Here is a 25,754-nt window from a genome sequence, read left to right as displayed (position 1 = left end):
TAAAAGCGATTTATACTGCGTTATTGATATTAATAATAGAACCACTATTATTTGCAATCAATGCCTTGCCTAAATCGCTTTTAATTCCAACGACACTCGCATTTTGAGGTGGTTTAAATATACCCAAACCACCTCAAAATGCAGAATTCAGCGCTTCACAGGGGCTTAATATCAAGGCGATACTTTGCAGTAATGGTAGTCCCTTTCAAGAAGTAGCAACGATGAGAGTATGCCCCTGTGAAACGCCCACGGGTTGGCTTAAAAGCGATTTATACTGCGTTATTGATATTAATAATAGAACCACTATTATTTGCTATCAATGCCTTGCCTAAATCGCTTTTAATTCCAACTGAAACTCGCATTTTGAGGTGGTTTGGGTATACACTTGGCGCGATTTTAAATGATGTGGAATTCTAACAATGCGCGTAGCTGATTTTAGCTTTGACTTACCTGATGAATTAATTGCTCGTTTTCCTAAAGCAGATAGAACGAGTAGCCGTTTATTGAGCCTAAACGGGCCAACTGGTGAGATTGAGCATAAAATATTTAGTGACATACTTGAGCTTGTAAACGAAAACGATTTACTGGTTTTTAATAATACCAAGGTTATACCTGCGCGTATGTTTGGTCAAAAAGAGTCTGGTGGTAAAGTTGAGGTACTCGTTGAACGCGTATTAGACGAACACCGCGTACTTGCGCATATTCGTGCGAGTAAATCCCCAAAGCCAGGTAATGTACTCATTTTAGAGGGCAAAGCAAAAGCTATTATGGTGGCACGCCATGATACCTTATTTGAGCTTGAGTTTGACCGCAGTGAAAATGTGCTCGATATTTTAAATGATGTGGGCCACATGCCGCTTCCTCCTTATATTGACCGCCCAGATAACGAAGCCGACCGTGAGCGTTACCAAACGGTATATGGCGAAAAGCCAGGCGCTGTTGCTGCACCTACGGCAGGTCTTCATTTTGACGATAAACTCATGGCTGCGCTCAAAGATAAAGGCGTGCAAATGGCGTTTGTAACCTTGCACGTTGGTGCTGGCACCTTTCAGCCTGTAAGAGTTGAGAGTGTTGATGAGCACATCATGCACTCTGAATATATTGAAGTGCCGCAAGCTGTGGTTGATGCGGTTGCAAGCACTAAAGCCAAAGGCGGGCGTGTGATTGCGGTAGGTACAACTTCAGTTCGCTCACTAGAGTCGGCAGCAAAAATACATGGCGGCAAGTTAGATACTTACTTTGGTGATACCGATATCTTTATTTTTCCGGGTTATCAATTTAATGTTGTTGATGCCATGGTCACCAACTTCCATTTACCTGAATCAACTCTAATTATGCTGGTCAGTGCCTTTGCAGGGCAAGACAATATTATGGGTGCCTACAATACGGCGATTGAACAACAGTATCGCTTTTTTAGCTATGGCGATGCGATGTTTTTGACCCGTAAATAATTTACAGCGTTGTCGGTTTTTATTTTACTCCTAAGCACAGTGAATTTTTCACTGCTAATAGTAATAGGGTGGTAAAAAGGGTAGAATCGAGCGGTTAAATTATAGCTTGTTGGACTGTTTTTCCGACACAGAGGATATTATGAAATTTGAATTAGACTGCACCGATGGCAAAGCACGCCGCGGTCGCTTGATTTTTGACCGAGGTGTAATAGAAACCCCAGCGTTTATGCCTGTAGGTACTTACGGCACGGTTAAAGGTATGACGCCTGATGAAGTTAAAGCAACGGGTGCACAAATCTGTTTAGGCAATACATTTCACTTAATGTTGCGCCCTGGCACTGAAATCATCAAACAGCACGGTGATTTACACGACTTTATGAATTGGGACTTCCCAATTCTTACTGATTCAGGCGGTTTCCAAGTATTTAGCCTTGGCGCAATGCGTAAAATCACTGAAGAAGGCGTAATGTTCCAATCGCCTGTAAATGGTGACCAAATTATGATGTCGCCAGAAAAGTCAATGGAAGTGCAGCGTGATCTTGGCTCAGATATCGTGATGATATTTGACGAATGTACGCCGTACCCTGCCACAGAAAAAGAAGCCAAAGACTCTATGGAGCTTTCTCTTCGTTGGGCTAAGCGTTCAAAAGAAGGGCATGGCGACAACCCATCAGCATTGTTTGGTATTATTCAAGGCGGTATGTATCCTGAGCTTCGTGCACAATCACAAGCAGGCCTTGAAGAGATTGGTTTTGATGGTTATGCACTCGGTGGTTTATCGGTGGGTGAACCTAAACATGAAATGATTAATATTCTTGATCATTGTGCTTATAAAATGCCAGAAAACAAACCGCGTTACCTAATGGGTGTTGGCAAGCCAGAAGACCTAGTTGAGTCGGTTCGCCGTGGTATAGATATGTTTGACTGTGTAATGCCAACACGCAATGCACGTAACGGTCACTTATTTATTACAACTGGCATCATAAAAATCCGTAACGCAGTGCATAAAACAGATACTGGCCCACTTGATCCAGAGTGTGATTGCCATACCTGTAAGAATTATTCGCGTGCCTACTTGCATCATTTAGACAAATGTAACGAAATTCTTGGCGCACGACTAAACACTATCCATAACTTACGATACTATCAACGTGTTATGGAAGGTTTGCGTAATGCTATTAGCGAAGGTCAACTAGAGACATTTGTACACGATTTTTACGCTCGCCGAGGCCAAAAAGTGCCAGAGCTAGCTGATACAACAAATTAAAATTTAAAAATTAAAGAGGAAGTATTATGAGTTTATTTATTTCAAACGCACATGCAAGCGCTGGCGCACCTGCAGCAGGCGGCGGTATGGAAATGCTAATTATGTTAGCGATTTTTGGTTTGGTTTTTTACTTTTTAATTTACCGCCCGCAAGCAAAGCGCGTAAAAGAGCATAAAAGCTTAATGAGCGCGATGGCAAAAGGCGATGAAGTGCTAACCCAAGGTGGTTTAGTGGGTAAAATCGTAAAAATTGCTGAAGATAAAGACTTCATCGTGATCTCATTAAATGAGCAAGCAGAAGTAACTGTACAAAAATCAGCAGTATCTGCTGTACTGCCTAAAGGCACAATGAAGTCGCTATAAAAATAATAAGGACGGCCCCGTGTTAAACAAGTTTCCAATTTGGAAGTATTTACTTGTTTTAGCTGTGTTAGCCATTGGCCTTTTATATGCTTCACCAAACCTGTATGGCCGCGATCCGGCCATACAGGTTTCTGGCGCTAAAGGCACCGATGTTGACCTCAGTGTTGTAGACAAAGTAAACGCAATCCTCAAAAAAGATAACGTAAGCGCTAAATCGACAAAGCTCGAAGATGGGCAAATTCTTGTTCGTTTTAAAAATGTTGAAGACCAACTAAAAGCACAAGACTTACTGCGTAACTCGCTAAGTAACGATTATATCTCAGCTATTAATATGGCTCCTGCACAACCGGCTTGGTTAAAGTCGTTGGGCGGTAATCCTATGAAGTTAGGCCTAGATTTAAGTGGTGGTGTACATTTCACCATGGAAATCGATATGGTCACTGCGGTGGATAATCAGTTAGAGCAAATGGAGCAAGATTTCCGTAGCGACCTGCGTGAAGAAAAACTACGTTATCGTAGTGTGCGCCGTGTAGCTGGCACTGAGCGCATGCGTGTAGAAATGCGTAACGAAGAAGATAAAGATGCTGCAGAGCGCTTTTTAGAAAGCCGTTACCCATTAAACGTTTACATTGATGATAGCAGTAACGATAACGCATTCTTTGCCACTATGAGTGAGCTAAAGCTAAAAGAAATTCGTGACTATGCTATCAAGCAAAACGAAACTATTATTCGTAACCGTATCAACCAAATTGGGGTTGCAGAGCCAAACGTACAGCGTCAAGGTGCTGAACGTATTATTGTGCAATTACCAGGGATTCAAGATACCGCTCGCGCTAAAGAAATTTTAGGTGCTACGGCAACGCTTGAGTTTCGTGAGGTTGACGAAAATGCTGACATAAGCGCCGCTGCTCAAGGTCGTATCCCACCGGGTACTGAAATGATCATGAGCCGTGATGGTTATCCTGTGGTGCTAAAAAAACGCATTATTCTTGAAGGCAGCCATATTACTGGTGCGCAGTCAGGTGCAGATGAGTATCAGCGTCCACAAGTAAGCATTAAACTCGATAGTAAAGGTGGGGCAAAAATGAATGCCTTTACCAAGCGTGCTATCGGTAAACGTATGGCTACCGTGTTTATTGAATACAAGCCATCAGGTAAAAAAGACAGTGACGGTAAAGCACTTCCGCCAATTAAAGTGGAAGAAGTTATTAACGTAGCAACCATTCAAGCGCGTCTTGACCGTTCATTCCGCATTACTGGCATTGATAACCCTGCTGAAGCACATAACTTAAGTTTACTACTACGTGCGGGTGCACTGGTTGCGCCTATTCAAATTGTAGAAGAACGTACGGTTGGGCCAAGCCTAGGTCAAGAAAACATTGAAGCAGGTATGACCGCTGTAGCTCTTGGCTTTGCGTTTGTACTGGCCTTTATGCTTATTTACTACAAAGGTTTTGGTCTTGTTGCTAATATCGCACTGGCTGCCAACTTAGTACTTATTATTGGTGTAATGTCGTTAATTCCAGGTGCAACGCTTACTCTACCGGGTATCGCAGGTATTGTATTAACCGTTGGTATGGCTGTTGATGCGAACGTACTTATATTTGAGCGTATTCGTGAAGAGCTCGCTGATGGCCGCAGCCCTCAACAAGCGGTTCATTTTGGTTACGATAGCGCCTTTAGTACTATTTTTGATGCCAATATCACCACATTAATTGCGGCGATTATCTTGTTTGCTGTTGGTACCGGTCCTGTTGCAGGCTTTGCGGTAACCCTAGCAATTGGTATTTTAACCTCTATGTTTACAGCAATTGTAGGTACCCGTGCGGTGATCAACCTATTTATTGGTGGTAAACGTGTTGATAAACTTTCAATTTAAGGAGCAGACATGCAAATTTTAAGATTGGGCGGAAAAACCCTTCGTTTCATGTCTCTTCGAAAAGTGGCAATGGGCTTTTCTACGTTATTAATCATAGCGTCGCTGGCGTCACTTTTTGTTAAAGGCTTAAATTTCGGTTTAGATTTTACCGGCGGTACAGCAGTTGAGGTAGGTTTTTCACAACCTGCCGATCTGAAAAAAGTACGTAATGTACTGGCCGAAAACGACTTTGCTGATGCATCGGTACAGCTTTTTGGCTCAAGCCAAGAAATACTGGTCCGTTTAGCCCCTCGCGGTGATGATGTAAAAGCAGAAGTGATTGGTAACCAAGTAATTGCTGCCCTTAAACAAGCTGATGATAGCGTAGTAATGCGCCGTATTGAGTTTGTAGGCCCAAGTGTAGGTGAAGACTTAAAAGAGCAGGGTGGCCTTGCCATGTTAACTGCGCTTATATGTATCTTAATTTACGTGGCATTTCGCTTTGAATGGCGCTTTGCTGTGGGTGCAGTGGGGGCACTATTACACGATGTAATCATTACGATTGGTTTATTCTCGGTGCTTGGTTTAGAGTTTGACCTAACTATTTTGGCTGCAATACTTGCCGTGATAGGTTACTCACTAAACGATACCATTGTTGTATCAGACCGTATCCGTGAAAACTTCCGTAAAGTACGTATTGACGACACCATTGAAATTATTGACCTGTCACTTACGCAAACACTTAATCGTACTTTAGTTACATCAATTACCACTATTTTAGTATTGATTGCACTCTTTGTATGGGGCGGCCAAACTATTCATGGCTTTGCTACCGCATTATTATTTGGTGTATTTATTGGTACTTATTCTTCAGTTTACGTTGCCAGCTCGGTGGCTATTGCCATGGGCGTAAGTAAAGAAGATTTAATACCAGAGGTGATTGAAAAAGAAGGTGCCGATTTAGACTCAATGCCTTAATTGAGATTAAATTATCCTTTTTAAAAAGCCGCTCCTTGTGAGTAATGCAGATCAGTTAAGAATATTTTTATGATCACTTGACTGATCTTTCCATGGCTTCAAAATCCGATATTAGAAATAATATCGGATTTTTTTATGTCTCTCATTCAGCACTTCGATAACATGTCTTCATTTTTAAATGATGTACATACACTAGATAAACTTAAACAGGGTCTTGACCCTGATATTCTTGAACAAGCATTTAAACATGCAGGTGTTGCTACTGTGCGTAAAAGGCGATTACCGCTAGAAGCTGTTATGTGGTCTGTAATTGGAATGAGTTTATTCCGAAACGAAACCGTTTGGGATATCGCTAATAGACTCGACATCTCTTTGATAGCCTATTAGCCACGCCCAACATGCTAACCCTCTAACCATGTTACCGGGTAATGTGGCAATTAGTGAAATAATAGAGCAGCGTCTGCAACATAAACAGCCATTTTCACTAGCCTATATCGATTTAAATCATTTTAAACAATTTAACGATTTGTATGGTTACGCCAGTGGGGACAGCGTGATAAAACTTCTGGCCGATGTGACTGTAAAAGCGTGTGCGCACAGCGCTAACTTTGTCGGGCATATTGGTGGCGATGACTTTATGGTGGTGTTTGAAAAAAAAGATGCGGTGGAGGTTTGTAATACCATTATCACGCAATTTAAACTGCAGTCATGCGTATTTTTTACGCCAGAGCATATTGCTGAAAAAGGGGATTGGACAACTAATCGAGAGGGCGAAAAGCAGTTTGTACTTTTACTTACACTATTGATAGGTTTAGTTGAGCCGGATCTGCAGCAGTGTAAAAATAGCCATCAAGTAGCGGCATTAGCCACAGATGCTAAAAAAAGCAAAACGTTATCGTCACAGCTACTTATTTATTTGTAATCGAAAAAGGCCAGCACCCGTTTTTGTGCGTTTATCCAATAGTAAAAAAGTGGCTAACAAAAAGCAAAAAAGGAGCCTAGGCTCCTTTTTTTAAGTGCGGTATTACGAATTAACGTAATAACGACTCAGATAATACTGGGCGCATTTCACGAACAATCGCTTGTGTTAGCTTAGGTGCACCACAAATAACGTTACCGCTCACGTTGTAGTTATTACCGCCAGCAAAATCAACAACCATGCCGCCAGCTTCTTTAACTAATAGCTCGCCTGCTGCTGTATCCCACGGTTTTAAACCAATTTCAAAGAAACCATCAACACGACCCGCTGCAACATACGCCATATCAAGTGCTGCAGAACCTGCTCGACGAATATCAGCGGTATGTACGAATAATGCTTTAAACGCTTCAGAATAGGCATCTAAGTGGTGTTTTTGTTTGAAAGGGAAACCTGTTGCAAGAATAGAACCTGCAAGTTCAACCGTTTTAGATACACGTAAACGTTTGCTATTTAACTGTGCGCCTTGACCACGAGAAGCGGTGAAAAGTTCGCCTCGAATTGGATCGTAAATTACGGCTTGGTCTAAACGACCTTTAACTTTAAGTGCAATAGATACTGCGAAATGAGGGATACCCTTGATGAAGTTAGTTGTGCCATCAAGTGGGTCAACAATCCATTGGTAATCAGCATCCTTACCTTTGTGTTCGCCTAACTCTTCACCAACGATGCAGTGATCAGGGTAAGAACGTAAAATAGTGTCACGAATTACGGCTTCGGCTTCTTTATCAATGTTCGTAACTAAATCATTAGTGCCTTTTTGTTGCACTTCAACTTTTGATAAGTCTTCACTTGCACGAAGAATAAGCTTGCCTGCGTTACGCGCAGCGCGAACCGCAATGTTTAACATTGGATGCATGGTATTACCTTTGGGTTGTAAAAGAACGTTTATATATTTAAGCCGGCGTATTTTAGCGGTTTTTGCCATAAAGTAAACCATAAAGCCTAAATACTTGTGAGTGTTTTTTGTACAGGCATGATCTTTCAATATATTTATTGGAACGAAAACAGGCAATAAATTTGTAAATTAGCGCTTTACCTAAAGTTAACTTGAGGTTTTATGATGTTCTATATTCAATTAATAGGAAGAAAGTTATGAAATTAGAACACGTAAATTTAGTTGTTAGTGACATAAACGCCATGCTTAAGTTTTACCAAGCAGCGTTTCCCTATTGGTCAATTAGAAGTGTGGGGGAAGGGGAAACTGCGACCTATCAGGACATCAAGTTGGTTTGGCACACTTTGCCTATGTAACCAATAACTTAAATGCAGTAATAGCGCGCCTAAAACATGCGGGCTTTGCAATAAGTAAAGAAGGTGCTGTAAATCCATTTAGAAAAAAATTTTATTATATTGACCCTGCAGGGTTTGAGGTTGAGTTTGTAGAGTACATGAGTGATGTACCTAGTGAACGAAATAACGACTTATAATATGAATGAAGCCAACTATTATGGCTTCATTCAATGTTTAGCATATTTAATAATGTTTACCATTCATACCAAGTTGAGTTTTTAGATCATTTGCAAAGTTAATAAATTTTTCTTTAATAGTGCGTTTAACTTTAACTTCCACAGAGCCTAAAACAGTTTTTCCTTCAATGTGAATCGTTGGCCCTTGGCGCTTATTTAGTGACACTGTTTTATTTTCAAAACTGCCTAAAATACAAAACATTTTAGAAACTACATTAACGTGCTCTGGTACATATATTTCTTCGCTGCCAAAATAACAATTAACGTGAATAGTGACATGTTGGTGGGTAAAAATAGCATCCGTAAAATCAAGATTGACTGACCCCATGTAGTTTTCTATGTAAATGTTTTGAGGAACTACCCATTGGCCGCTTCGTTCACTCGAACCAAGAATGCTTCTTAATGTAAGTGGCTCTTCATCAGTCTCATGCTGCGCGCTATAATTAGGTGCAAATTGAGAGTGCTTTTGCGCCTTATATTGCTGGTCAGTATTTAAGGTTAAATCTTCAACGAGATCCATAAGTGCTTTATTGTCACTCGCTGCCATGGCGTCGTCTAAGCGCCTTTCAAATGCTTCTACAGAAATAACACCATGGCTGTAGTTATAAATGAGCTGATCAATCACTTGCTCACGAACTTGCTCAATAGGGCGGTCTTCAATTTTAACAGACATTTAAATTATCCTTTTATGGTTGCTGGTTATTTCAAAGCAAGCCTTATACCAAATACTAAATTGTTTAAATTCAGTGGTTTATGATTTTTGGTTTTTGATTCTTTATTATATTAACGACAGATTAACCAAATATACAATTATTTAGTAAGTTTCGCTATTCGAGAAACTTTTACGCAATAGTCTGTAAATGTTTACTTAGTAGGTTTAAGCCAATATCTACTATTTTAAAGTAACCTATTGAAATTAAAGGTTAAAAAATGTTGGCCCGATGCTCGCATTAGCTTAAGTGTCTTTAATCAAAAGGAGAACGATTATGAAAACATTTAATAAGTCTATGATTGCAGCCCTAGTATTAGGAACAACCGCAATGGGCGCTCAGGCAAGCAGTTGGGAAAACGAAAGCAAAGATGCTTGGATTGATGGGAAAGCAGAAACAGTATTGCTTATGAACACCAATCTAAATAACTTTGATATCAACACGGACGTAAAAAACGGCAAGGTAATGCTAACAGGTAAAGTAAACAGCGAATTAGATAAAGAGCTTGCTGAAGAACTCGTGCTAAGCCTAGATGGTGTAACTGACGTTGAAAACAGTCTAACTGTGGTAAAAAACACCGACATGAAGAAGCATGATTCTAAAATGATGGGTAACGACACTGAAAGTGATTTAACAGATGCTAAAATCACTACAGTGATTACAACACGTTACTTATTTGATTCTGAAGTAGGTGGTACAGACATTGATGTTGATACCGATAATGGTGTGGTAACTCTAAAAGGTACAGTTGAGTCTGATGCTGAAAAGCAATTAGCGATGGAAATTGCTAAAAACGCTGAAGATGTTCGCAAGGTAGTGGATGAATTAACTGTTATTGCAGAATAATACACTATACTAAAGCCCAGCCCTGCTGGGCTTTTTGCTTTGCTAACATTATAAGGATTAAATTATGGATATCATTAGAATTATTTTTTCTATTTTATTACCACCACTGGGTGTGTTTTTACAGGTAGGACTAGGGATGCATTTTTGGTTAAATATTTTGCTAACCTTACTCGGCTATTTCCCTGGATTAATTCATGCGATTTATATTATCGCCAAAAAATAACACCCTATCGCAGTAATACATTTAATACTGAGTTGCTAATTGTCATCGTAAGGTATGTGTATTAGTTACTCAGACTACTATTATTTAATGAGTTCGTTTCCTCAACGTCACCATCAATAAATCTAAAAGCTTACAATTTGAGCAGTTAGCCCTTTGATTGTTAAAATAAAGCTTTTTGCTAGTGACAAGCCCCTAAAAACTTTTTATACTGCAACCCGCTTTAGTCGCTCTGTGGCTAAACGCTTCAAAAAATTAACTGCTTACAGTTATACAAAGATGGCCCCTTAGCTCAGTTGGTTAGAGCACACGACTCATAATCGTTAGGTCCCCAGTTCGAGTCTGGGAGGGGCCACCACTTTTACACGCTTTCCAAGTACATAAAAACTCATTTTCTTAGTTTATAAAATTCGCTTTTGTTATTTCTATTGTATTTTTCACCAGTGCACTGATTTCTGTATTAATTTTATTGAATACATTGTAATAAACACAGTTGAATCTACTATTAAAGTGTTATGGGGCTTTATTATAAAAATCTTTACTTTATGCCCTTTAATGTCGCTACTGTTAATTGTGTGCAGTATATAAAATACTGCTTAGTTATTCCTTAGGTGTTCTATGTTATTAAAACGAAAAGTATACCTCAGCCTTATTCTGGCTGTTGCTGCTCCTTTAGCAATATCTACTCTCATCTTTTCCAATAGTATTCGCTCAAATACAGAAGAAAAACTAGCAAAAGTAGATTTACCGACTGCGCTTAGTGAAGTTAAAAGCCAAATAGAGCTGGAACTTTCTACACCTATTGTTGTAGGCAAAGAAATAGCGCAAAACTTATTTGTGCAGCAATGGATGAATAATAATGAAGATGCGCAAAGCCGAGGTAAATTTATTGATTACCTCAAACATATAAAAGATTAAATCAATCTCTCATGTATTGGATGTAATTAAAGGGATTTCCGAGCAAACTAATTTATTGGCGTTAAATGCGGCTATTGAGGCTGCTAGAGCGGGTGAGCAGGGCCGTGGCTTTGCGGTAGTTGCTGACGAAGTAAGAACGCTTGCGCAACGTACCGCGGAGTCTACGGAGCAAATTAATGAGATGATTGATTCGTTAAATGCTAAAGCGTCAAGCACGGTAACAGCGATTGAATTGGGCAGCAAAAACACCCTAGAAAATGCCGAGCGCTTAAAAGAAACCGGCCATACATTAAATGGTATTTCACAGGAAATTGTACTACTAAGCGAGTTAAACAACTCAGTGGCTACTGCAACGCGAGAGCAAACACTAGCAACCTCAGAAATTAGCCAAAATATTGTGATGATTTCCGATTCGGCAGAGCAAACCAAAGAAAATATGAAAAAGTCAGAGCAGCTTTGTAATGGTTTAAATAAAGAATCGAATATTTTAAGGGATTTACTGGGTAAGTTTACGCTTTAAACACGATTTAATTAAAAATCAGTTGAGCGAGGAAACCATCATAGTTATAGCGCTCTCGCCTATAACTATGATGTTGTAATAGCGGTTAGTTTTTACGGTAAATCTCGTGATCCATTTCGTAAATATTTACGCTTAAACTGTCAGAGGCTCTGCAATACGTTTGCAAGCAGGCTAGTAATTGCTCACTTAGTAGTTGCTTTTGCTCAATGGAACGCCCAGCCATAATATGCACCGCAATATGAATAAACCCTTCTTTACCCACACCTAACTGATAATGCTGATAAGCAATAGCGCGAGTCTTTATTGTTTCTAAATCAAATAAGCCACTTTCAAACGTTGTTGTATGGATTTTTTCCACAAGAACTTGAGGTAGTAAAGGCAGATCTTCTGAGTGTTCAATAATAATGTGTGGCATTTAACGTATCCTCTTTAGATTGGTTCATTTAATTATACCAAACGGGTTTGTACACGCTAACCCCATAACGCTTAATTTTTAAAAATGTGGCTTGAACATATTTTTAGCAATAAACTATTTAAGCAATTACAAGACCTGTAGCGTGTTTAATTTTAGATTTATTATGGCAAATATTTTTGGTTGATACGTTTTATGTCAATTTGTGGTGACTTATACGAAGAGCACACAAGCCAGTTGGTATTTGTAATTGCAATTGATGAAATAAGTAACGAAAACATCATGCGCGAATGTTATGACTCAGAGGCTGCGTGGGGCAGTGATAACGAATACTGTAGCGATATTACCCGTAACGACGAAGGTAACATTGTAAAAACTCTACAGCGTGAACATAACTTGGATGAGTTAACTGCGCGCGGTTACGATGTCGTTGCAACTTACAAATATGACATCGGCAGCTATGGCAACTTGTTATTTAAGCTTTATTACAATCACATTATTGAAAACTCGCAAACCTATGAAGGGTTAGTTGGTAACAGTGTTACTTCACAGTATGCAGGTTATGGGCGCTCAAAAGATAAAGCCGCTATGTCGATTGTATGGAAAATGGATGATTTACGTATCCGCTGGCGTACAAATTACGTAGGCGCGTTTAAAGCAAGCCAAGAAGATGAGAAAGACTACCTTGAGTATGTTGCTGCAAACGATGAGCGCTGTGCTGCGGGCGATGCCGGTTGTATTGCAAACCCAGAGCCACTTGCGTATCAAGATTATGGCTCATTTTTATAGCATAGTTTATCAGCGTCTTACACTCTGGCACTGACTGATAAAAGTGACTTACGTGTATTTGGCGGTATTAACAATGTATTTGACGACAAAGGGGCATTTTACCCAAGTGGTCGTGGTAACTTTTATAGTGGCTACGGCGGCGGTGCCGGTCGTTATGTTTATCTAGGTGCACAATATAGCTTTTAATAACCTTTAGCTGTATTTGTTTGCAAAGGCACTCCCTCGGGCGCGCCTTTTTTATTGTGTATCTTGCTGCGAGATACCCTTTAAACCATTACAGTATTGAGTTGGTGGATAAAATTTGTTTTATCGCGGTGAAAGCGTTTAGTATAAGGCGTAACTTAATTTTTAATATGAACGAAGGACTTGCTATGAAGTATCTCAAAATGGGTGGTTTAATTGTATGCTTAGCAGGGCTTGCAGGGTGCTCTGATGATGTTGCTTCAGTAAGTCTTGGGCTATTTACCACTAAAGATGTGGTGGTTAATTCACAGCAAGACCCGCTAGTGACCGGTGTAACCTGTCATATTAGCCATATTGAGGCGAATTTAGATTTTTCAGACCCCTCAGATATGTCGATTGCCTGTCGTCAAACGGGGCCAATAACGCCAGACCAATTACAGTCTATCGACCGCAGTAAATCCGGTGAAGTCGTGTTTAAATCATCTAAGAGTATTTTGTTTAAGTCATTAAAAGTGCGCCGTATTTATGATGCTAAAACCCATACATTATTATATTTATCATACTCAACGAAAGAGTCTACGGGCAGTCATCATCATGCGCTCTCTACGGTGCCTTTATACAATACACAAGCATGGCAATGGGCGAAGGGGCAAGAGTAGTTTATGTTAGCTCTATTTAAATCAAAGCCCTTATTGGCAGAACAAGAACAACAATGGCTGATTGATACCTTTATTTGGGCAGCAGAAAACTTTGATTTGGATTTTTTTACCAAACACAGCCAAGTTATTTTACCAACGGTTGAGTTTTTTCCTGACTCGGTTTCAAGTATTGAGGAAATGGCCAGCAAAGTGTTTGCGCGTGTTAAGCAATACGCTGGTATGAATGAATGGCCAGTAACCTTGGTTGCACCGCAACAATTACAACCACAGGTGTTTCCACACTTTGAATTTAGTCAGCATTTACGTGGCGAAGAGTGTCATTTAATAGTACCAGCCAGTCATACTATTAATGTGTCGTTTAACCCTAATCAAATTAATCAACCGCAAGATTTAGTGGCGAGTTTTGCCGGTACGCTTGCCACCATATTAATTCATCACGTAGGGGTATTACCCCCAGGTGGTAAAGAGTATTTACCGCAAGCCACTGATGCTTTAGCGTGTTTTTTAGGCTTTGGGGTAATGATGAGCAATACCGTGTACCAGTTTAAAGGTGGCTGTGGCTCATGTTATAACCCGTATGCAAATCGCGAAGCGACGCTCAGTGAAACGCATACCGTATTTATGCATGCGTTAGTGAGCTACTTTAAGCAAGATAAACACTCCAAAAAACATTTAAAACCGCATTTACGAGGCCAATTTAAAAAAGCGCAAAAAGAAATAAAAGCCTTGATTAATCAATCGGCTAACCCATTATTATTGGCTTTTTCGCCAGAGCAAGCCAGTTAAGTATGAACTATATCGATGAATTTTTATTAATTGCAGTGGCTCATTTTTTTGCGGTGGCAAGCCCTGGGCCCGACTTTGCGGTAGTCCTTAAACAAAGTGTACAACACGGCAGGCGCAATGCGTTATGGACAAGTGCCGGTGTTGGTGTGGCTATTTTATTACACATAGCCTATTGTATATTGGGAGTTGCGCTGGTGTTAACTCAATCACCTGCGTTGTTTATGGCGCTTAAATATATAGCGGGCGCGTATTTAGCGTATTTAGGCGTGCAGGCACTGCGCGCTGCTAAACCTACAAATACCTCATCAGAACCGGCTGCAAAACCCAGCCTTGCAGCTGAGTCACCATGGCGCGCGTTTCGACGTGGCTTTTTTACCAATGCACTTAACCCTAAGGCTACGTTATTTTTTATGTCGTTGTTTACCTTAGTGATTAGCCCAACTACGCCGGTAATAATACAAATGGGATACGGCGTTTATATGGCGCTTGCTACCTGGGCTTGGTTTTCTATTTTGTCGCTATTGTTATCAAAAGCGCGTGTACGTGATTTTTTTCAGCAAAGTGGTTATTGGTTCGACCGCGGCATTGGCATTATTTTAATCGCACTGGCTGTGCGAGTTGTTATTTAAAGAAGGAATAGTATGGCGTTATATAATTTTTCGTTTGGCTCTAATATGTCATCTAATCGTTTATTGGCACGTTTACCTAATGCAAAACGTGTGGGTACGGCACTTTTAAAGGGCTATAAGTTAACCTTTAATATGGCCTTTTCAGATGGTTCAGGTAAATGCACTATTGTGCCCACCAATGAACCCGATGCTGTGGTATATGGGGTGGTGTATCAGCTTAATGAAGCCGAAAAAGAGATCTTAGATAAAATTGAAGGCCCTAATTACGACTGTGTTGATTTAACCGTGAGCCTTCTAGATGACGGTGACATTAATGTACACTGCTACATCGCAAACACACATGACGACACACTGCTACCTTATGATTGGTACGTGCAGCATGTATACCGCGGCGCACTTGAGGCGGGCGTACCCGAACACTACAGTCAACGCATTTTAGCTTACCCGAGTAAGCAAGATACTAATAAAGCGCGCGCCGAAATAGAATTTGCGGTTCATCAAGACTAAACAAAAATAATAACCTAAGGTAACACTATGAAACTGAAAAAATTAGCCACAGCCGCATTATTGGCTGGCTGGGCATTTACGAGCTCTGCAGCGGTTGATACCGATAAAATTTCAGAGGTGATCAACGCCTCAATGACACGTTTTGATGTACCCGGAATGGCCGTTGCCATTGTTGAAAATGACAAAGTCGTATTCGCTAAAGGCTTTGGTGTTGCCAACCTTGATACGAATAGCAAGGTGAATAAAGACACTTTATTTGGCATTGCTTCAAATACCAAGGCATTTACCAGTGCAGCATTGGCTAAGCTGGTGGATGAAGGTAAGTTAAGCTGGGATGACCGCGTAATTGACCATCTTCCTGAGTTTAGATTGTACGACTCTTACGTTACTCGTGAAATGCGCATACGCGATTTACTTAGTCATCGTAGCGGTTTAGGGCTTGGTCAAGGCGATTTAATGATTTGGCCAAGTACCGATAAATCGGTAGCCGATATTTTATCTGGGCTGAAATATTTAAAACCCGCGAGCAGTTTTCGTAGCCAATATGCTTACAACAACCTAATGTTTGTTACCGCTGGTGAAGTTGTTGCGCGTATATCGGGTATGAGCTGGAACGACTACATTGAAAAAAATATTCTACAGCCACTTAACATGACTAACTCGCGCGCTGGCTTTTCGCGTATCGCAAAAAATAACAAAAACTGGGCGATTGGACACATCCCAATGGATGGCAAATTGCATCCTTTTTTTGTTAATTACCTTGAAGACTTTCGAGGGGCAGGCGCCATTGCATCAAGCGTAAATGATATGAGCCAATGGCTCCGTACTCAACTTGCGGGTGGCAAAATGCCTAATGGCGAGCAGCTATTTAGTGAAAAGCAGCAAGCACAAATGTGGCATCCACATATTACATCAATGGCATCTAAAAGTGCCTATGAAGCGTATCATCAGCAATTTAGAGGTTATGGATTAGGTTGGAGTATAGAAGATTACCACGGCGTTAAAAAGCTGGCACATGGTGGCGGCATTTTAGGTATGGTATCGCAGGTGACTTTACTGCCAGAAAAAAACGTGGGGATTGTGATATTAAGCAACCAACAAGCATTTTCTGCATTATCGGCGGTGACCCATGAAGTACTTGAAGATGTACTCGAGCTTGAAGATAAAGATTGGGTTGAAGAGTTAGCTAAAAAACATTTTGCAGGAAAAGAAAAAGCCTATGCTAATGCCGCACCAAAAGCGCCAATAGACACTCAACCGCAATTACCTAATATAAACTACACCGGTACATTGCATGATGAGTGGTATGGCGATGTAATCGTTGAAGAGCTGGATGGTAAATTACGTATTGATTTTACCCATACAAAACGCCTTAAAGGTGAACTGGAGCATTACACAGGCAATACCTTTATTGTTAAGTGGGATGAAAAGTTATTAGAGGCAGATGCCTTTATTCGCTTTTCTATGAGCGCCGATAACCGCGTAGAATCAGCGAAAATGAATGCAGTTTCAACGCAGGTAACCGACTTTAGCTTTGATTTTAGAAACCTCGACTTAAAAGCTAAATAACCATAACTTTGGTTAAAGAGTCGTTTAGTATCAACCAAAGTCGCAAAGCCACCACAAGGTGGCTTTGTTATACTCGTTAAGCAACTTATTTTTGGAGTTAGCTATGCGCACTGCGATTATTTCTCATCCTCACTGTCGTAAACATAAAATGATAGAAGATCATCCAGAGTGCCCTGAGCGTTTAGATGCGATTAATGACCGTTTACTTGCTAGTGGACTGGATGTGGCTATAGAGCAAAAACAAGCCCCTAAAGCACTGCGCGAACATTATTTATTGGCGCACAGTGAGCAGCATATTAAGCATGTAGAAGACATGATCCCCACTGAGGGGCTCAGCGATCTAGATGGAGATACGTGGTTATGCCCCGACTCTTTAAAGGCCATTGAGCGTGCAGTCGGAGCAGGCTTACTCGCTGTTGATGAGATTTTAGAGGGTAAGTTAGACGCTGCGTTTTGTTCAGTACGCCCGCCAGGGCATCACGCTAACCGAGATAGCTCTTCTGGTTTTTGTGTGTTTAATAACCTTGCGATTGCAGTTAAATATGCACAAAGCAAAGGGGTAAAACGCATTGCCATTGTTGATTTTGACGTACACCATGGCAATGGTACTCAAGATATTTTTATGGATGATGAAAATGTGTTGCTGTGCTCGTTATTTCAATATCCATTTTATCCTAATACCGCCATTAAAAATAATGCCACACTGGTAAATTCACCTTTACCGATAGCTAGTGATGGTGCTGATTTAAAAGCACTTTATGAGCAACAATGGCTACCAAAATTAACAGAATTTAAGCCTGAGCTACTTTTTATAAGCGCGGGATTTGACGCACATTTAGAAGATGACATGGCCAGTCTTAAGTTTGTTGAAAGTGATTATATATGGCTTACTGAGCAGTTAGCGCAATTTAGCCAACAGCATCATTGTTTAGGTATTATTTCTTATTTAGAGGGAGGGTACTCACTGTCGGCCCTCGGGCGCAGCGCGATTGCACACGTTAAAGCGTTAGTTGATTTCGGCGAGTAACGCAAACGCTTGGCTTGGTGTGAGCTGCTCTATTTTACTTAAGCAGCATTGCCCTTCTTTTGCTAAATATTCTTTTACTAGCTCTGCTAATTGGCTTGCACTGAGCGCCGTGAGCGAATGGCCGCTTAAGCTTTGATAGCCACTAACCTTATCTAAAATAATGACTTTTTGCTGTTCACTTGCTTCCATAGTGTAAATAAAGTCGTGTAAATCATTGGCGTGCTCTATTAGCTCAATTTCATTATTATAAATAATAATTTGTGGGTAACTGATGCTCATCTATTGTCCTAAATCAAATTGTTTTTTTACTGAATAATTTATAATCATTAATTGGTTTAATTTTGGAAGTAGAAGCAATGCCTCACACTAGCCGCTATCAAAAAGTATGCGATGTTTTTACCAATAAGGTGATCGCCTGCGCTAAGGATACCCCTTTAATTGAAGCGGTGAAACTAATGCGAGCGCACAATGTTAGCGCTATTTTTGTAAAACAACAGCAACAAATAATAGGCGTATGGACTGAAACCGATTGTTTAACACTTAACTTTTCTAATCACTCACTTAGGCAGTTAGCGATTGAAAGCGTTATGTCGAGCCCTGTACTAAGTGTGCCCAGCCAACAATTATTAACCGAGACGGCCATGGTGTTTAATAAGCAGGGTGTAAGGCATTTGTTGGTCACTGATACAAATGACATTCCCAGCGGCGTGATCAGCATTACAGATATTGTAAACAATCAAGGGCTAGAGCATTACTTACAATTTAGACCTATTAATGATCAATATAATAAAAACATACGGATAGTACCGAGTTCATTGGCAATCAATGACGCGGTGAGCATGATGCGTGAATATGCAGAGAAAGTGATTTTGGTGTTTAATGAGGATGAAAATGTTCATGGCATTATTACCCAGCGCGATTTACTAAAGCTCATCACCGAGCAGCACAATCATCTTGTTTGTTGGGATTTAGCCAGTCGCCCCCTTTATCAGATAAGCCCCCAAGACAGCCTTTTTGATGCTTACAGGTTGATGTCTGAAAGTAACATTCGACATTTAGTAGTAAGCGAAAATAATCAAATTAACGGTGTATTATCGCTTGAAAACTTAATTAATGAAATTGAAACGGCTTATTGTTGTGAGCTTGAAAAAGTACTTCAGCAGCGTGACATTGCATTGCAGCATTCGCAGCGTAACTTATTTTTAGCCAATAAAATTATCGACTCCTCCCTAGATGGCATCATGATCACCGACTCGAATGGAGTGATTATGCAAGTAAACCCTGCATTTACTCATCTAACCGGTTACAAAGAATATGAGGTGATAGGTAAGCGACCCAATATGTTGAGTTCAGGGCGTCATGATAAAAACTTTTACATAAAAATGTGGGATTCACTGACCAAAACAGGGGTATGGCAGGGGGAAATTCATAATCGTAAAAAATCTGGCGATATTTATATTGAGTGGCTCAGTATTATAGAAATAAAAGAGCCAAGTCATAGTGATGTTACTTATGCCGCTATTTTTAGTGACATAACAGAGCGAAAGAGTGCAGAAGAAAAAGTAGTGCAGCTAGCATATTTTGATGAACTAACCGGTTTACCTAATCGGCGCTTATTTAACGATAGGCTCTCTATGGCCCTAGCCTCTGCTCACAGAGATAAACAAATGCTAGCGGTAATGTTTATTGACCTTGACCGTTTTAAAGAGGTAAATGACAGCTTGGGCCATAACGCCGGTGATACCTTATTAAAATTAGTCTCTGAGCGCATTATTAACACCCTTAATGAGGGGGATACACTGGCACGATTAGGGGGAGATGAGTTTATTGTTTTGTGTGAGGTTGAAAGCGTAGCAGCTGTTATCAGACTTGCAGAGGGTATTTTAAATCACTTAAATACCCCCTTTAAATTGGAAGGATTTGAAGTGGGTGTTACCGCCTCTATAGGTGCAGCGGTTTATCCAGATGATGGCTTAGACAGTGAAACATTATTAAAGCATGCTGATATTGCCATGTATCGCTCAAAAGATGTGGGGCGTAATTCGTTTCAGTTGTTTCAACCCTCAATGAATGCCCGCTCCCTTGAGCGCTTAGCGATGATGAGCCGCTTTCAACATGCGCTTGAAAATGATGAGTTTGAGCTTCATTTTCAGCCTAAACAGTGTTTAAAAACAGGGGCGATTATGGGGGCTGAAGCACTACTGCGTTGGAAAGACCCTGATTTAGGCACTATTTCACCAGCGCAGTTTATCCCGCTTGCTGAAGAGTTAGGTTTAGTTGTTCGTCTCGATTTATGGGTTATAAACCAAGCCGGTAAGGAGTTAACTCTTTGGCAAGCACAAGGAATGAATCCCGGACGTTTAGCGATTAATGTATCTGCTTGCCACCTAAGCCAAGGTAAGCTAGCTGATAACATTAAGGCCATGCTTACTCGCTATCAATTACCTGGGAGTTTACTTGAAATAGAGCTGACCGAAAGTAGCTTTATAGGTTCTTTTTCACAGGCAAAAGAACAGTTACAACAGCTTAAAACGTTAGGTGTACATATTGCGCTTGATGATTTTGGCACGGGGTATTCGGCATTAAGCTATTTAACTAAACTGCCCTTTAACACGTTAAAAATTGATGCCAGTTTTATTGCTAAAATTCCTGATGAATACGGCAATAGCCAAATTGTAGCGGCTATTATAGCCATGGCGACAAGTTTAGGGTTAGATGTGGTTGCTGAGGGAGTTGAGCATGCCTCGCAAGAGGCACACTTAGCAACAATAGGCTGCAATATTATTCAGGGTTACCATTATTGCTATCCATTAACACGACAGCAATGGATAGCATTTTATAACCAAGCAGCAAAAGGTTATTCTGAGTCTACGCTCACTTCATAAGAGGTGAATTTTCGAATATTAATCACACCGGTATCAAAAATTAAGTACTGACCTTTTATACCTTGTAAAATACCGCTAACAACAGGGTTTTTATCAAAGTTAAATGAGCTAATTTTAGTTGGGTATTCACTAACTGGAAAATCAAGATGCACAACGTCTTGGTCAAGCTGTTCAATAGCGGTTGCGCCAAATAATTCACTCAGCTCGGTTAGTTTTTCGCTAATTTGTGGAATAAGCTCAGCAGCCGCTGCTTTTAAATCAAGAACGTCGTTTTGTCCTTTGAGCATATTGCGCCAATTGGTTTTATCAGCAATAAACTGCGCGAGCGCCACTTCCACTAAGCCCGACTGTAAACGAGTTTGTACTTTAAAAATAGGTAATGCTTGGGTTGCCCCTTGGTCAATCCAACGGGTAGGTATTTGTGTGTAGCGAGTAATGCCTACTTTTAACCCTGATGTATTAGCTAGATACACATAATGCGGGATCATGCAATTTTCTTCACCCCACTGTGGCTCGCGACAGGTGCCTTGATCGTAATGGCAGGTTTCAGGTTTCATGATACACATGTCGCAACTTGCAAGCTTGCGCATACATACAAAGCAATGCCCTTGAGAATAGCTCTTTTTGGTTTTTTTACCACAGTTAGAGCACAAAATTGTGCCACTAAAAGTAAGGGTCAGCTGTTTGCCAATTAAGGCATTTAAATCAACCAGTTCATCACCTATAGGTAGGTGGTATTGAACCGGCTCTGTTAAGCTCGACTTTAATTTACGCAGTGTACCTTGCATCTTTACTTGGCCCCAAAGATGTTAAAAAGGGAAGCTTAACATTTTTAGACGGTATTGGCTGTTCAAGAAGTCTAAATAATTATCATAAGAGAGTGCTTTTGCGTACAAGTAGCCTTGGGTACGGTCGGCTTTCATAGTGTTGAGCAGCTGGTGAACTTCTTGAGTTTCTACGCCCTCAATCGTGATAGTAAGGCCTAAGTTATGTGCCATATCTATGGCTGTTTGCACAATAACCTGATGCGCACGGTTATCAGTTAAATCAAACACGAATGACTTATCTACTTTAAGTTCGCTAAAGTGATAGTTAACCAAGTAGCTAAGCGATGAATAACCAGTGCCAAAGTCGTCTAGTACTACTTTAACGCCCAAAGTAGCAAGCTCATCAACTAAGGTGACTAATGCATCTTGATTTTCGACAAAAGCAGACTCAGTCAGTTCAAACTTTAATAAGTGAGGAGCAACCTGATACTTAATCAAAATATTCTCTACTTTTTCGGTCAAATTAGTAATGGCTAGATTCTTTGCACTTAAATTAATACTAATACTATGATTGCTTATGCCATCGGATGCCAGCTTTGCAATGTCTTTACAGGCTTGTTCAATAACCCAAATTGTTAATTCATTAATAATACCAGTGTGTTCGGCAAGTAGAATTAGTTTTTCTATGGAAATGTTTTTAAACTCAGTATTAGGCCAGCGTAGTAGAGCTTCGGCACCATTGACACTGTTATCTTTTAAATTAATTTGTGGTTGATAAAACAGAGCGAGCTGATCTGTTCTTATCGCTTGTTGAAGCTTAGCAGCAAGCGCAACGTCCATAGCTAAACTGCTGTTCGCAGATGATGAGCTTACTTTACTTAGACTATGTTTAGCGTTATGTAATACCAAGTAGCCTCGTTTCAACCAAAATTCAAAGTCATCACGTTTACCAAAGGCACTAATCCCCACGCTGTAATTGAGTTGTAAGTCTAGCCCTTTGATTTGATAAGTTTTTGGTAACTTATTTACTACCCTTTTTAATAACTCTTCGAGCGTGTGTGGGCTTTGGTTTTTAGTCGAGATACAGGCAAAAACACCGCTACCTAAATCAGCAATTTTAGTGGGTTGATTAATGCCACTACTTAAGTTAAAAAATTCTCTCTCAAAGCTCAATTGGCATTCTAATTCGTGCGCAACATGCTTAATTAATTCATATCCTTGGGAGGGCGTAATAATGGTATTTAGCGAGTTAAAATGACGTATTTTAACCAAACATAAAGTGGTGGAACGTTGCTGGGCTTTGAGTGCCATAAAGGCATACTTTAACTTTGCGCTATTGAGCAGTTTTGTTTGCTGGGTATGCGTGGCATGATATAAAGCGCGCTCACGCTGATAACGAACCCGATCGGCAAGTGCCATGGCCATGAGGACAATTTCACATAAGATGGCCATTAAAAAAGCATGACGTATTGAAAAGCTATAAGTGATAATGCCTGTAAGCTCTAAAGGCTGAATGGCTGCACCAATAATCAATGGCACCCATGAAAATACGTAAAACTTAGCCCATCTAAAGCCACTTTTTAATTTGTTATAAATTAAAATAAAGCAGACGATATAAAGTAATCCCAAAATTACAAAAAATATGGGGGCAGCTATATTTTCGGGAATAAAAAAGCTTAATGTACCGAGCACTAGCATTAGCCAGAGTAAACCAACACTTAATCTATAACGCCAGCAACGGTCTTTATGATATCGCAAAAACATGGTGCAAAAAGCGAGAGTGAAAAACGCAATAGTGTAATTAACGACAATTATTTTTTCGTGAATAAACAACTGCCATTCTAGCGGCCATAAATAAAAACCAAACCCCAGAACGGTGCCCATTAATGCTATAGCACTAATAATGTAGCCAATATAAACTAAGTACACGCGGTCTTTAATGCCAAAATAGAGTAATAGGTTATATAGTGAGGCCATTAACAATACACCCGTGAAAATTCCCCAAATGCCTGTTTGTGAGCGAACTAAGTCAACAAATACATTATGGCGATACAAGTGAATTGGGGTTTTACTGATCCCCACGGTATCTATTTTTATAATTAGTCGTTGTGTAGATTGGCCATCGAGGTTAAAGCGAATGTGGGGCACGCTGTACTTAAATAAAGTAAGACGTGGCTCTTTATCGCCAAGCTTATAAATGTCGAGTAGTTGGTTGTTACTATTGAGCCTATATATGGTGAGATGATCTACCATCGGGTTATCAAAGTGGGCAACCACATCTTCTTGTTGGCTGCTTTTGTTTTCTAAATCGAGGCGTAACCAATAATTTTGCTGTTCAAAGCTCCAAGGTATATCGTTAAATTCTTGCTGTGTAAATAGTGCCTGCTTGGTCATTACTTCTGCAAAACTTTGTGTTTTGCTTTTGTCTATGTAATAAGCATGATCGAGGTAAGCAGGGGTTATTTTATCTATGGTATAGCGTGATGGCATCACAAAGTTTGTTGCCAATGTGCTGATAATAAAAAAGATAAAAATAAGTATTACAACTGCTACCGCATGGTAGCGCAAGGTTTTAAATTCCAATATTAATCTATGTCCAGATTACTTTTTTTATAGTGTAGCAGTAAAAAGCGCAGATAATCTGCGCTTTTATAAAATTTACTCGTTAGTTATCAATCGTTATGATTGTTCACGAGCAATTGCGCGATAAGCAATGTCAGTACGGTATTCCATGCCATCCCAGTTGATTTCATCAACCAGTTTATAGGCACGCTGCTGCGCTTGTGTAACTGTATTACCCAGTGCAGTAGCACACAGTACACGACCACCGGCAGTCACTATGCTATCGCCGTCTTGCTTAGTCCCTGCATGGAAGACTTTTTCGCCTTCAGGGTAAGTTACTTTCAAGCCACTAATCGCATCGCCTTTCGGGTAGCTATCTGGGTAGCCTTTAGCGGCTAAAACAACACCTACTGCAGCGCGTGAATCAAACTCAATGGTGGTTTTATCAAGCTCTACACGGTTAGCAGCTTCAATCAATTCAACTAAGTCTGATTGTAAGCGTAGCATCATAGGTTGTGTTTCAGGGTCGCCAAAACGACAGTTATATTCAATAACCTTTGGTGTGCCTGTCTCATCTATCATCAAGCCTGCATACAAAAAGCCAGTGTACGGATGGCCTTCGCTAGCCATACCTTCTACCGTTGGGTAGATCACTTCGTTCATAATGCGCTGATGAATTTCATCGGTTACTACAGGCGCTGGTGAGTATGCACCCATACCGCCAGTGTTAGGACCTTGATCGCCATTGTAAGCGCGTTTATGGTCTTGGCTGGTTGCAAACGGCAGTACGTTTTTACCATCAACCATGACTATAAACGACGCTTCTTCACCTTCTAAAAACTCTTCAATGACTACACGACTACCGGCGTCACCAAAGGCATTACCCGCAAGCATATCGCGAATAGCCTCTTCAGCATCGCGTTCGTCCATAGCAACAATAACGCCTTTACCAGCCGCTAAACCATCGGCTTTAATAACAATCGGTGCGCCTTTTTCTTTTAAATAGGCAAGCGCAGGGTCGATTTGTTCAAACGTTTGGTAATCAGCGGTTGGAATAGCATGGCGTGCTAAAAAGTCTTTAGTGAACGATTTAGACCCTTCAAGCTGGGCAGCACCGGCGGTTGGGCCGAAAATAGCTAAGCCGTGTTCACGGAACTTATCAACAACCCCTAATACTAGCGGTACTTCAGGGCCAACAATGGTTAGCTCAACATTATTTTGTTGTGCAAAGCTTAGCAGTCCATCAAGGTCTTCAACGTTAATTGCTACGTTCTCAAGTTTTGGCTCAAGAGCTGTGCCCGCATTACCTGGAGCAACATAAACAGTGTTAACTTTTGTATTTTGAGCGGCCTTAAACGCAAGTGCGTGTTCGCGGCCGCCGCTGCCAATGACTAATACATTCAT

At 40.5% G+C, this 25,754-nt stretch carries 25 protein-coding genes, 1 tRNA gene and 2 pseudogenes; 21 read left to right on the top strand and 7 right to left on the bottom strand.

Going from position 1 to position 25,754, the window contains the following annotated elements:
- The first annotated feature begins 419 nt into the window (after nt 1-419).
- The 7 genes and pseudogenes from queA to QMA00_RS07340 form a co-directional block, all read left to right on the top strand.
- Nucleotides 420-1,451, top strand: a complete 1,032-nt coding sequence (gene queA, locus QMA00_RS07370) for a tRNA preQ1(34) S-adenosylmethionine ribosyltransferase-isomerase QueA (RefSeq protein WP_076921873.1) — start codon at nt 420-422, stop codon at nt 1,449-1,451.
- Between the two features lie 139 nt (nt 1,452-1,590).
- The gene (gene tgt, locus QMA00_RS07365; protein WP_076921874.1) at nt 1,591-2,718 is read left to right on the top strand and encodes a tRNA guanosine(34) transglycosylase Tgt; all 1,128 of its coding nucleotides are present in this window, start codon (nt 1,591-1,593) and stop codon (nt 2,716-2,718) included.
- Between the two features lie 26 nt (nt 2,719-2,744).
- Nucleotides 2,745-3,080, top strand: a complete 336-nt coding sequence (gene yajC, locus QMA00_RS07360) for a preprotein translocase subunit YajC (RefSeq protein WP_010391747.1) — start codon at nt 2,745-2,747, stop codon at nt 3,078-3,080.
- Between the two features lie 19 nt (nt 3,081-3,099).
- A complete protein-coding gene (gene secD, locus QMA00_RS07355) occupies nt 3,100-4,959 on the top strand; it encodes a protein translocase subunit SecD (protein WP_008466352.1) in 1,860 nt (619 codons plus the stop codon).
- A 9-nt stretch (nt 4,960-4,968) separates the two neighbouring features.
- Entirely contained in the window at nt 4,969-5,916 is a 948-nt protein-coding gene (gene secF / locus QMA00_RS07350; protein WP_013465987.1) for a protein translocase subunit SecF, read from the top strand.
- A gap of 135 nt (nt 5,917-6,051) precedes the next feature.
- The gene (locus QMA00_RS07345) at nt 6,052-6,303 is read left to right on the top strand and encodes a transposase domain-containing protein (protein ID WP_290156655.1); all 252 of its coding nucleotides are present in this window, start codon (nt 6,052-6,054) and stop codon (nt 6,301-6,303) included.
- 1 nt (nt 6,304) lies between these two features.
- Nucleotides 6,305-6,932 (top strand): annotated as a pseudogene (locus QMA00_RS07340) (GGDEF domain-containing protein); the annotation flags it as partial.
- 15 nt (nt 6,933-6,947) lie between these two features.
- Here the strand turns inward: QMA00_RS07340 and suhB are convergent.
- Entirely contained in the window at nt 6,948-7,751 is an 804-nt protein-coding gene (gene suhB / locus QMA00_RS07335; protein WP_069439886.1) for an inositol-1-monophosphatase, read from the bottom strand.
- Nucleotides 7,752-7,987: 236 nt separating this feature from the next.
- Between suhB and QMA00_RS07330 the strand changes: the two are divergent.
- Nucleotides 7,988-8,322, top strand: a pseudogene (locus QMA00_RS07330) (VOC family protein).
- Nucleotides 8,323-8,368: 46 nt separating this feature from the next.
- On the opposite strand, the gene QMA00_RS07325 reads toward QMA00_RS07330, so the two are convergent.
- The gene (locus tag QMA00_RS07325) at nt 8,369-9,034 is read right to left on the bottom strand and encodes a LiaF domain-containing protein (RefSeq protein ID WP_036980269.1); all 666 of its coding nucleotides are present in this window, start codon (nt 9,032-9,034) and stop codon (nt 8,369-8,371) included.
- A 313-nt stretch (nt 9,035-9,347) separates the two neighbouring features.
- On the opposite strand from QMA00_RS07325, the gene QMA00_RS07320 reads away from it, so the two are divergent.
- The 5 genes from QMA00_RS07320 to QMA00_RS07300 all read left to right on the top strand — a co-directional run bounded on the left by QMA00_RS07320 (nt 9,348) and on the right by QMA00_RS07300 (nt 11,575).
- Entirely contained in the window at nt 9,348-9,917 is a 570-nt protein-coding gene (locus QMA00_RS07320) for a BON domain-containing protein (protein WP_036980268.1), read from the top strand.
- Nucleotides 9,918-9,981: 64 nt separating this feature from the next.
- Nucleotides 9,982-10,140, top strand: a complete 159-nt coding sequence (locus tag QMA00_RS07315) for a YqaE/Pmp3 family membrane protein (protein ID WP_008466367.1) — start codon at nt 9,982-9,984, stop codon at nt 10,138-10,140.
- Between the two features lie 278 nt (nt 10,141-10,418).
- Nucleotides 10,419-10,495, top strand: a tRNA-Ile gene (locus tag QMA00_RS07310).
- A gap of 260 nt (nt 10,496-10,755) precedes the next feature.
- Nucleotides 10,756-11,055, top strand: coding sequence for a hypothetical protein (locus tag QMA00_RS07305; protein WP_254843648.1), 300 nt, complete (start codon nt 10,756-10,758; stop codon nt 11,053-11,055).
- Between the two features lie 16 nt (nt 11,056-11,071).
- The gene (locus tag QMA00_RS07300; protein ID WP_248474240.1) at nt 11,072-11,575 is read left to right on the top strand and encodes a methyl-accepting chemotaxis protein; all 504 of its coding nucleotides are present in this window, start codon (nt 11,072-11,074) and stop codon (nt 11,573-11,575) included.
- Between the two features lie 85 nt (nt 11,576-11,660).
- Here QMA00_RS07300 and QMA00_RS07295 read toward each other — a convergent pair whose 3' ends face one another.
- Nucleotides 11,661-11,990 (bottom strand): 5-carboxymethyl-2-hydroxymuconate Delta-isomerase, encoded by a 330-nt coding sequence (locus tag QMA00_RS07295; protein WP_013465979.1) that lies wholly within the window; start codon nt 11,988-11,990, stop codon nt 11,661-11,663.
- Between the two features lie 192 nt (nt 11,991-12,182).
- On the opposite strand from QMA00_RS07295, the gene QMA00_RS07290 reads away from it, so the two are divergent.
- From QMA00_RS07290 to QMA00_RS07255, 7 genes are all read left to right on the top strand, one after another.
- Nucleotides 12,183-12,776 carry a hypothetical protein gene (locus QMA00_RS07290; RefSeq protein WP_290156649.1) on the top strand — a complete coding sequence of 198 codons (594 nt, stop codon included), beginning with the start codon at nt 12,183-12,185 and terminating at the stop codon, nt 12,774-12,776.
- A 371-nt stretch (nt 12,777-13,147) separates the two neighbouring features.
- Nucleotides 13,148-13,618, top strand: coding sequence for a CreA family protein (locus tag QMA00_RS07280; protein ID WP_013465976.1), 471 nt, complete (start codon nt 13,148-13,150; stop codon nt 13,616-13,618).
- Nucleotides 13,619-13,621: 3 nt separating this feature from the next.
- Nucleotides 13,622-14,404, top strand: a complete 783-nt coding sequence (locus tag QMA00_RS07275) for a hypothetical protein (RefSeq protein WP_290156647.1) — start codon at nt 13,622-13,624, stop codon at nt 14,402-14,404.
- A 2-nt stretch (nt 14,405-14,406) separates the two neighbouring features.
- Nucleotides 14,407-15,033, top strand: coding sequence for a LysE family transporter (locus QMA00_RS07270; protein WP_290156645.1), 627 nt, complete (start codon nt 14,407-14,409; stop codon nt 15,031-15,033).
- 12 nt (nt 15,034-15,045) lie between these two features.
- Entirely contained in the window at nt 15,046-15,540 is a 495-nt protein-coding gene (locus tag QMA00_RS07265) for a gamma-glutamylcyclotransferase family protein (protein WP_036980263.1), read from the top strand.
- A gap of 27 nt (nt 15,541-15,567) precedes the next feature.
- A complete protein-coding gene (locus tag QMA00_RS07260; protein WP_290156643.1) occupies nt 15,568-17,109 on the top strand; it encodes a serine hydrolase in 1,542 nt (513 codons plus the stop codon).
- 103 nt (nt 17,110-17,212) lie between these two features.
- Entirely contained in the window at nt 17,213-18,136 is a 924-nt protein-coding gene (locus QMA00_RS07255; RefSeq protein WP_024601706.1) for a histone deacetylase family protein, read from the top strand.
- Here the strand turns inward: QMA00_RS07255 and QMA00_RS07250 are convergent.
- Nucleotides 18,116-18,415, bottom strand: coding sequence for a DUF4144 family protein (locus tag QMA00_RS07250; RefSeq protein ID WP_024601707.1), 300 nt, complete (start codon nt 18,413-18,415; stop codon nt 18,116-18,118). The two genes, QMA00_RS07255 and QMA00_RS07250, sit on opposite strands and share 21 nt — an antisense overlap.
- 77 nt (nt 18,416-18,492) lie before the next feature.
- Between QMA00_RS07250 and QMA00_RS07245 the strand changes: the two genes are divergently transcribed.
- The gene (locus tag QMA00_RS07245) at nt 18,493-21,021 is read left to right on the top strand and encodes an EAL domain-containing protein (protein ID WP_290156641.1); all 2,529 of its coding nucleotides are present in this window, start codon (nt 18,493-18,495) and stop codon (nt 21,019-21,021) included.
- Here the strand turns inward: QMA00_RS07245 and QMA00_RS07240 are convergent.
- From QMA00_RS07240 to purD, 3 genes are all read right to left on the bottom strand, one after another.
- Nucleotides 20,994-21,809: a DUF2797 domain-containing protein gene (locus tag QMA00_RS07240; protein WP_290156640.1), complete on the bottom strand. Its 816-nt coding sequence runs from the start codon at nt 21,807-21,809 to the stop codon at nt 20,994-20,996. The genes QMA00_RS07245 and QMA00_RS07240 overlap by 28 nt on opposite strands.
- Before the next feature lie 21 nt (nt 21,810-21,830).
- The gene (locus QMA00_RS07235; protein WP_290156639.1) at nt 21,831-24,371 is read right to left on the bottom strand and encodes an EAL domain-containing protein; all 2,541 of its coding nucleotides are present in this window, start codon (nt 24,369-24,371) and stop codon (nt 21,831-21,833) included.
- A 96-nt stretch (nt 24,372-24,467) separates the two neighbouring features.
- Nucleotides 24,468-25,754 carry a phosphoribosylamine--glycine ligase gene (gene purD, locus QMA00_RS07230; RefSeq protein WP_076921882.1) on the bottom strand — a complete coding sequence of 429 codons (1,287 nt, stop codon included), beginning with the start codon at nt 25,752-25,754 and terminating at the stop codon, nt 24,468-24,470.

The sequence above is a fragment of the Pseudoalteromonas sp. APC 3694 genome, assembly GCF_030407565.1.
In the GTDB taxonomy this organism is placed as follows: domain Bacteria; phylum Pseudomonadota; class Gammaproteobacteria; order Enterobacterales; family Alteromonadaceae; genus Pseudoalteromonas; species Pseudoalteromonas tetraodonis.
Note: the sequence above shows the minus strand (reverse complement) of the source record. Positions and strands in the feature narration are given on the sequence as shown.